This window comes from Pseudodesulfovibrio sp., assembly GCF_028692895.1.
GTDB lineage: Bacteria > Desulfobacterota > Desulfovibrionia > Desulfovibrionales > Desulfovibrionaceae > Pseudodesulfovibrio.
The window spans coordinates 1-7,378 of record NZ_JAQUWN010000110.1; the positions used below are offsets into that span (position 1 = coordinate 1).

The 7,378-nt window shown below is 68.9% G+C and carries 7 protein-coding genes; 5 read left to right on the forward strand and 2 right to left on the reverse strand.

The window, feature by feature from the left end; all coding sequences use genetic code 11:
* The 3 genes from PHP91_RS16635 to PHP91_RS16645 all read left to right on the forward strand — a co-directional run.
* Nucleotides 1–1,109, forward strand: a 1,109-nt coding sequence (locus tag PHP91_RS16635; RefSeq protein ID WP_300143389.1) for a glycosyl transferase, incomplete at its 5' end; no start/stop codon positions are given.
* 139 nt (nucleotides 1,110–1,248) lie between these two features.
* Nucleotides 1,249–2,076, forward strand: coding sequence for a BON domain-containing protein (locus tag PHP91_RS16640; RefSeq protein WP_300143392.1), 828 nt, complete (start codon nucleotides 1,249–1,251; stop codon nucleotides 2,074–2,076).
* Nucleotides 2,077–2,323: 247 nt separating this feature from the next.
* Entirely contained in the window at nucleotides 2,324–2,611 is a 288-nt protein-coding gene (locus tag PHP91_RS16645; protein WP_300143395.1) for a hypothetical protein, read from the forward strand.
* A gap of 96 nt (nucleotides 2,612–2,707) precedes the next feature.
* Here the strand turns inward: PHP91_RS16645 and PHP91_RS16650 are convergent, their stop codons facing one another.
* Both PHP91_RS16650 and PHP91_RS16655 read right to left on the reverse strand, forming a co-directional pair.
* A complete protein-coding gene (locus PHP91_RS16650; RefSeq protein ID WP_300143398.1) occupies nucleotides 2,708–3,580 on the reverse strand; it encodes an alpha/beta fold hydrolase in 873 nt (290 codons plus the stop codon).
* A gap of 10 nt (nucleotides 3,581–3,590) precedes the next feature.
* Nucleotides 3,591–4,379, reverse strand: a complete 789-nt coding sequence (locus tag PHP91_RS16655) for an A24 family peptidase (RefSeq protein WP_300143401.1) — start codon at nucleotides 4,377–4,379, stop codon at nucleotides 3,591–3,593.
* A gap of 129 nt (nucleotides 4,380–4,508) precedes the next feature.
* On the opposite strand from PHP91_RS16655, the gene PHP91_RS16660 reads away from it, so the two are divergent.
* The gene (locus PHP91_RS16660) at nucleotides 4,509–5,798 is read left to right on the forward strand and encodes a phenylacetate--CoA ligase (RefSeq protein WP_300143404.1); all 1,290 of its coding nucleotides are present in this window, start codon (nucleotides 4,509–4,511) and stop codon (nucleotides 5,796–5,798) included.
* Entirely contained in the window at nucleotides 5,798–7,333 is a 1,536-nt protein-coding gene (locus PHP91_RS16665) for a sialidase family protein (protein ID WP_300143407.1), read from the forward strand. Before PHP91_RS16660 ends, PHP91_RS16665 begins: the two co-directional genes overlap by 1 nt.
* Nucleotides 7,334–7,378 lie beyond the last annotated feature (45 nt).

Consider the following 7,378-nt stretch of genomic DNA (forward strand, 5'->3'; position numbering starts at 1 on the left):
CCGTGGGCAACGCGCCCTTCGTCATCCTGGGCGCGGCAGTGGCCCTGGGCACCCTGGCCAAGTACATGATGCTCGTCTTCGTGATCCTGGCCGTTATCCACGCGCTGATCCTCCATTTTCGCGGCCAGTTGCCGGACCGGTTCTGGGGCCGCTTCCTGGCCGCCCTGCTGGCGGGCGCGGCCATCGGCATGCTGCCCATCCTGATCTGGAACGCCGGAAACGACTGGGTCGGCTTCCGCCATGTGGCCCGGCAGACGGCGGGCAAGTCCGGCATCTCCCACCTGCGCGTCGGCCCGTTCTTCGAGATGCTCGGCGCGCAGATCGGCCTGATGGCCCCGTGGTGGTTCGTCCTGGCCATGGCCGGAGGCTGGCGCGCGGTGAAAAAAGGCTGGGTCGGGCCCATCGGGGCTTTTGACCAGAAGTACCGCAACGCCCTGCAGGCCGCCCTGTTCTTCTGGCCGCTGTGGGGATTCATCACCCTGTGGGCCATCCACTCCAAGACCGAGGCCAACTGGACGGCCGCCGCCTTCATGGGGGCGTCCATCCTGGGCGGCGCGGGGCTCATGTCCTGGTGGGACGCGCCCCGGCGCAAGAATCGCGGCCGGGCCGTCCTTGTGGGCGGGGCCGCGCTGCTCGTGATGCTCATGTACGCCTCCCCGCTGCTCCCCCTGCCCGACGGCATCAACATCACCAACCGCCTCAAGGGCTGGCAGAGCCTTGGCCGGGAAGTCGGCCTCGCAATGCAGGGCTTCGACGACCCGGCGCGCGTCTTCGTGTTCAGCGACGAATACGACATCACCTCGGAGCTGGCCTTCTACACCCCCGGTCAGCCCCTGACATACTGCGCCTGGGTCTTCGACCGGCGCATGAACCAGTACGACCTCTGGCCCGGCCCGGACAAGGACAAGATCGGCTGGGACGCCGTGCTCGTGCGCGAGCGCTGGTTCGAGGGCGACACCCACCCGCTCATCGCCAAGATGTTCGCCGCCGTCGGACCTCCCCGGCACATCCATTCCACGGCAGAAGGGCGCGACTACCGAAAATTCACCCTGCGCGCCTGCAAGGACTACAACGGGTTCTGGCCCCGCAGCGCCGCCGAGCGTTTCTGATCGGCCGATCTATTTTTCGTGGATAGTGCCGAGCCCGACGCGGCCCCATCCATTTTTCATGGACCCGATTTCCCGGCTCGTCCGGCGGCGACGCCCGCCCGGCGGAGCTCATGCGGCAACATGCTCCCTGGCAGGGTTCTTGCTTCATAATTTCGACGCCTTGTCCGCAACCCGCAACCACAACGAGACCGTGAACCCGCTCAAACCCGCCCTCGCCCTGCTCCTCCTCGCCCTGCTCGCCGGATGCGCCGCCGTTCCCTTCGGCATCGGCCTCATCCCCGGCGCACCCGCCTACGTCTCCTCGGTCATCGGCAACGGCCAGACCGCCTACGACACCGCCATGGACGAACGGACCACCCGCCAGCAGATGCTGGACGCCGTGGTGGCCGGGCACGCCCAGGCCGAGCTCTACAAGGACAAGAAGCTGCGCAACAACCAGATCACCGCCCACTGCTATTTCGGCAAGCTCTACCTGGTGGGCGAGTACGACTCCGAGGAGCAGTTGCGCAACGTTTACGAGTGCATGGAGAAGGTGAAGGGCAAACGGATGGTCATCAGCCGCCTCTACCTGCGGGAGGACCAGCCCGAGAACGACTTCCTCGAAGAGCAGGCCATGTCCGCCGAGCTGCGCGCCCAACTGGTGGCGGACCTCAAGGTGACCAGCACGCCGGTGGAGGTGGAGATCGTCCAGGGCGACATCATCCTGCTCGGCGTCATCTCCGACAAGGAGGAGCGGGACCGCATCGTGGCCCACGCCCTTTCCACCCACGGGGTGAACCGGGTCGTCTCCTACCTCTATCACGACGAAACCTGCGGCCCGGCCCCGCGCGTCATGACGGCCAAGCTCCCGGCCGACGCCACGCCCGCCCTGCCCGCGCGCAAGAAGAAATCCCCGCCCAAGCGGTTGGAGGTCCGGGCCAAGGAAGCGCCGACCCTGGTGCTGCACAACCCGGACCGGGGCCGCTGACCGCAGCCAAGCGCATCGCCCCCCTTTGCGGCACTGACCGGACGGCCGTCCCGGCCGTGGCCGAAGGACTCGAACACCGCTCTTCTTCGCACTTCTCGGCCTTCGTGAGCCGACGCCACGTCCATCGAAAAACGAATGCGCCGTATATTTTCCCATAGACGCAAAAATCCGGTCCGGGCTATACTCTCATTGTCCGGCCATCGGGCCGGACGCCCTGTCCCTTCTCATTCATGCAAGGAGATTCCCGATGAAAAAACTGCAATTGCCGGATGAAATGCTCGACATGATAAGCGGCGGCTTGATTTACATTAGAACGTCGGACGGGAAAGAGCGAAGGGTGGAGGAGTTCTACAGAATGGGAGACACCGGCGAGGTCGGCCTCGGATACAGGGGGGCTGACGACCATATACACATCTTCCGCACGGGAGAAAGCGGCTTCTTGAATGAGCTGAAATACGGAATGAAAGACCTTGCCCCCAAAAGATATGTATACGACGCCGATCCCTTGAACGACACGGTCATTCACGGTTCGTAGTGAAAAAGGGCGGGGATTTTGCAATCCCCGCCTTTTTTTTGTGCGCGCCGACCGCCATGAAATTCGCACTAGACCGCTGCGCGCGGTCTTTTGTCTTCAATGGGCCAGCAGATTCTGGTCCGTGGCCAGGAAGGTCTCCACGGTCCGGGCCAGGCCCTCGGGGGTCTGGTACATGAGCCAGTGCCCCGCGCCACGAAAACGGGCCAGCCACGCGCCGGGAATCCGCCCCGCCACGTCCAGCCCCTCGGCCGCCGGGGTGATCCCGTCCTCCTCGCCCGCCACCACCAGGGCGGGGCAGCGCAGGCCCGCCAGCCGGTCGGCCGTGCCGGACCAGGCGAACATGGCCTCCCGCTGCCGGGCCATGGCCTCGGCCGTGGCCGGGATTGCCGGGACCGGCAGCCGCTTCCAGACCTCGGGATTGGCCTTGACCCACGCCGGTGGGAACAACATCGCCATGAATTGCTCGGTGGTCACGCCGTCGAACGGGGCCAGGGCGCGCCGCACGGCCGCCGGGGTGCAGGCCGTGCCGTAGAGCACGAGCTTGCCCACGCGGTCCGGCGCGGTCAGGGCCATCTCCTGGGCGATCATGGAGCCCATGGACCAGCCCAGGACGTCCGCCCGGCCGATGCCGAGCCCGTCGAGGAGGGCCAGGCCGTCGCGCGCCATGGCCGCCAGGGTCGGCGGCGCGTCCGCTCCGCCGGAGCGGCCAATGCCCCGGTTGTCGAAGAGGATCACGGTCCTGGTCCGGGCCAGCCGGTCCACCAGGAGCGGGTCCCAGACGTCCATGGTCCCGCCGTAGCCCATGACCAGGAGCAGGGGCGGGCCCGAGCCGCGCACCGCGCAGGCCAGGTCCGCGCCGTTCGCGCGCACCATGCGCACGGCGGCGGGATCGACAGCCGGGGGAACGACGCGTCCGGCGCAACCGGCCAGGAGCGCGAAGAACAGCAGAAAGGCGATCAGACGACGCACGGCGACACTCCTAAAGCCCCGTCCACCAGCGCAGGACAGGCTCGCCGTAGAGGACGTAGAGCATGCAGCCCAGGGCCAGGGACGGCCCGAAGGGAATCAGGGTTTTCAGCCCCTTGCAGCCGGGCCGGAACATGCAGACGATGGTGCCGAGCCAGAAGATGGCCGAGGCGGTCAGCAGGGTGGGCATCAGCCCGGACAGGCCGGTCATGGCCCCGACCATGCCCATGAGCTTGACGTCGCCGGTGCCGAGCCCCTCCTCCCCGCGCCACAGCCGGTAGGCCTGCTGCAGGACCCAGAGGATGGCCGCGCCCACGGCCGCGCCCGCCACGGCGTCGCGCCAGCCCGGCTCGTCCAGGAGAAAACTCGCCGCCAGGGCCAGGGCCGCGCCGCCCAGGGTGATCCGGTTCGGCAGGAGCATGGTCTCGATGTCGATGAAGCTGCCCGCCACCAGCATACAGCCCAGGACCAGGAGCGCGGCGAAGGCGGGCCACTGCTCCGGTCCGAAGCGATGGGCCAGGGCCACGGCCCAGGCCAGGCAGGAGAGCTCCACCAGCAGGTACTGGCCGCCGATGCGCGTCCCGCAGTGGCGGCAGCGGCCGCGCAGGAGCAGGTAGCCGAGCACGGGCACGGTGTCGAGCCATGACAGTGGATGGCCGCAGGTCGGGCAGACCGAGCCGAAGGGCCGGAGGATGGGCCGTTCCTCGATCCAGCGGCGGATGAACACGGTGGCCAGGCCGCCCAGTTCCAGTCCGGCCGCACCGGCGATGAGGAGATAGAGCCAACGGGGAATCGCGTCCATGTCCGTTCCTTGCGCTTGAAGAATTGCGCCTTTTGCTGCATGTATACCGCTTGGGCGGCCACCTGACCAGAGCTACCGGATTTGCCCGGCAACGACAAGGGGCGCGCCAAGCCAGAAGGAGAGCATTCCATGACCCGCCGTTTCATTCCCGACCTGACCGAAGAACAGATTGCCGACAAACAGCTCCGGGGCCTCCAGTGGACCGTCGAGCACGTCTGGCGCGGCAGCCCGTTTTATCGGCGGCGGCTGGAGCAGAGCGGCGTGGTCCCCGGCGACATCCGGACGCTCGACGACATCCGCAAGCTCCCCTTCACCACGGCCGAGGACCTCAAGGACGGCTACCCCATGCCCCTGCTCTCCGTGCCCGAGGCGGACGTGGTGCGCATCCACGGCTCCAGCGGCACCACGGGCAAGCGCAAGATCCTGGCCTACACCCAGCGCGACGTGGACGTCTGGAAGGACATGTTCGCCCGCTGTTACGAGATGGCCGGGCTGACCGTGGAGGACCGGGTCCAGATCTGCGTGGGCTACGGACTGTGGACGGCCGGGATGGGCTTCCAGCTCGGATGCGAGCGGTTCGGGGCCATGGCCCTGCCCGTGGGCCCCGGTCTGCTGGAAATCCAGCTCCAGATGCTCACGGACCTCAAGCCGAGCTGCCTCTGCTCCACCGCCTCCATGGCCCTGCTCATGGGCGAGGAGGTCCACAAGCACGGCCTGCGCGACCAGATCGCGCTCAAGCGGGCCATATTCGGGTCCGAGACCCACTCGCCCAAGATGCGCGCCCAGTTCGAGGAGGCCCTCGGACTGGAGCACAGCTTCGACATCATCGGCATGACCGAGCTCTACGGCCCCGGCACCGGCCTGGAATGCGAGGCCCACGACGGCATCCACTATTGGGCGGACCTCTACATCATGGAAATCCTCGACCCCGAGACCCTGGAGCCCGTGGCCCCCGGCGAGGTGGGCGAAATGGTGGTCACCTCGCTGTGCAAGGAGGCCTCGCCCCTGATCCGCTACCGCACCCACGACCTGACCCACTTCATCCCCGGCGACTGCGCCTGCGGCGTCAAGCTGCCGCGCATCGGCCGGATCATGGGCCGCTCGGACGACATGTTCATCTTCCGGGGCGTCAACATCTACCCCGGCCAGATCGCCTCTGTCCTGGGCGAGTTCGACGACCTCTCGGCCGAATACCAGATTTCCCTGACCCGGCGCGAAGGCCTGGACCACATGAACGTCAACGTGGAGCGCGCGCCCGGCGCCTCCGCCGACAACGACGACGCCCTGGCCGCCCGCGTGGCCGACAGCTTGCGCCGCCACATCCTGGTGCGCAGCCAGGTCACGATGGTCGCGCCCGGGGCCCTGCCGCGCAGCTTCTCCAAGTCCAAACGCGTCCAGGACGAGCGCGGGGAGGACTGATGCCCTCCCTGTCGGACCTCCCGGCCCGGCACGTCGTCATCGACCGCCGCGAGGGGCAGTACCTCTGTTTTCCCGACGTCATCGCCGCGCCGGACGGCCGCCTCGTGGTCGCCTACAACGAGGCGGACCAGCACGTCACGCCCTCGCGCCGCGCCCTGCTGGTCCGGCACAGCCCGGACGGCGGCCGGACCTGGTCCGGAATCATCCGGCCCGACACCCCGCGCAGCCATTGCCCGCGCCTCTTCCGCCTGGACGGCGAGCTGTGGATCGCCGACGCCTCGCGCGTCTTCCACCACAGCCGCGACAACGGCGAAACATGGGAAGCCCGGCCGGTCCGGGGCATCGAGCACGACATGCTCGACCGGCCCCTCGACCTGGGCGGCGGCGCGCTGCTGACTGCGGGCCACACCCACCGGGGCCGCGCCGCCCAGCCCGCCATCCGCCAGGCCCCGGCCGAGCAGATGGCCTACCGTTCCGAGGACGGCGGCGAAAGCTGGATTCCCCTCGGGGCCATCGCCCGCGAGCGCAACCTGGTCCTGTGCGAGGCGTCCCTGCTCCGCCTGGACGACGGCCGCATCGCCGCCCTGCTGCGCGAGAACAGTTTCGTCTTCGAGCCCATGTACCTCTGTTTCAGCACCGACGAGGGCGAGACCTGGTCCGACCCCGTGGACACCCCGCTCATCGGGCACAGGCCCACCCTGGGCCGGACCTCGGCGGGCGAACTGCTGGTCACCTACCGCAACGTGGGGCCCGATCCCGGCACCTGCGCCTGGCTCGGCTCCCTGGAGGAGTTGGCGGCCGGCTTCGCCGTGCACGGCCGGAGTCGGCCGGACAATCCGGTCCCGAGCCAGGACGGCCTGCGCGTGGTGAACGGCGGGACGGAGGAAGCCGTGGTCCGCTACGCCCTGCGCCCCATGACCGACCCGCGCTTCGCCCGGGCGTCCCTGGAGGCAGAGGTGCGCGTGGACGCGGCCGGGGAGAACGGCTGCGGCCTGCGCCTGGGCTGCTGGTGGCGGGTCGGGCCGGACCGCGTCACGCCCGACGCCGAGGGGGCGGAGCCCGTCGCCATCAAGCCCGGCCGGTTCCACACCCTGCGCCTGGACTACGCGGACGGCGGGGTCACCCTCTCCGTGGACCACGAGCCGCGCGCCCGGATCAAGGTCGAGCCCGACCGGGCCGAGACGCGGGCCGTGCTCTTCGGCGCGCCCTACCCCTTCGAGGACAATGCGGTGGACTGCACCTGGCGGCGTGTGGCCCTGTCCATCGACGAGCCGCGCCTGGGCCGATCCTATCGCTGGGACTGGCACCACAGCCAGGGCCTGCCGGACCGCCGGGCCGCAGCCGCCATCCTGGAGCTGCAAAACGACCGTCTGGCGGCCGCCCCGGACTTCGGCTACTCGGGCTGGGCCGAACTGGCGGACGGCGAATTCTTCTGCGCCTACCACCACGGCGGGGGCGGCGAGCCGGGCTACGCCCCCCTGTTCACCTCCCGCATCATGGGCACCCGCTTCTCGCGCTCGGACTTTCAGGACTGACCCGCCGCGCCGAGGCGCGGCGCCGGGGGGAAGGGGAGAGGGAAA

Excerpts from the sequence above, each read along its gene's own strand:
- PHP91_RS16645 (WP_300143395.1), top strand. The coding sequence starts at position 2,324 with ATGAAAAAACTGCAATTGCCGGATGAAATGCTCGACATGATAAGCGGC.
- PHP91_RS16655 (WP_300143401.1), bottom strand. The coding sequence starts at position 4,379 with ATGGACGCGATTCCCCGTTGGCTCTATCTCCTCATCGCCGGTGCGGCC.
- PHP91_RS16660 (WP_300143404.1), top strand. The coding sequence starts at position 4,509 with ATGACCCGCCGTTTCATTCCCGACCTGACCGAAGAACAGATTGCCGAC.
- PHP91_RS16665 (WP_300143407.1), top strand. The coding sequence starts at position 5,798 with ATGCCCTCCCTGTCGGACCTCCCGGCCCGGCACGTCGTCATCGACCGC.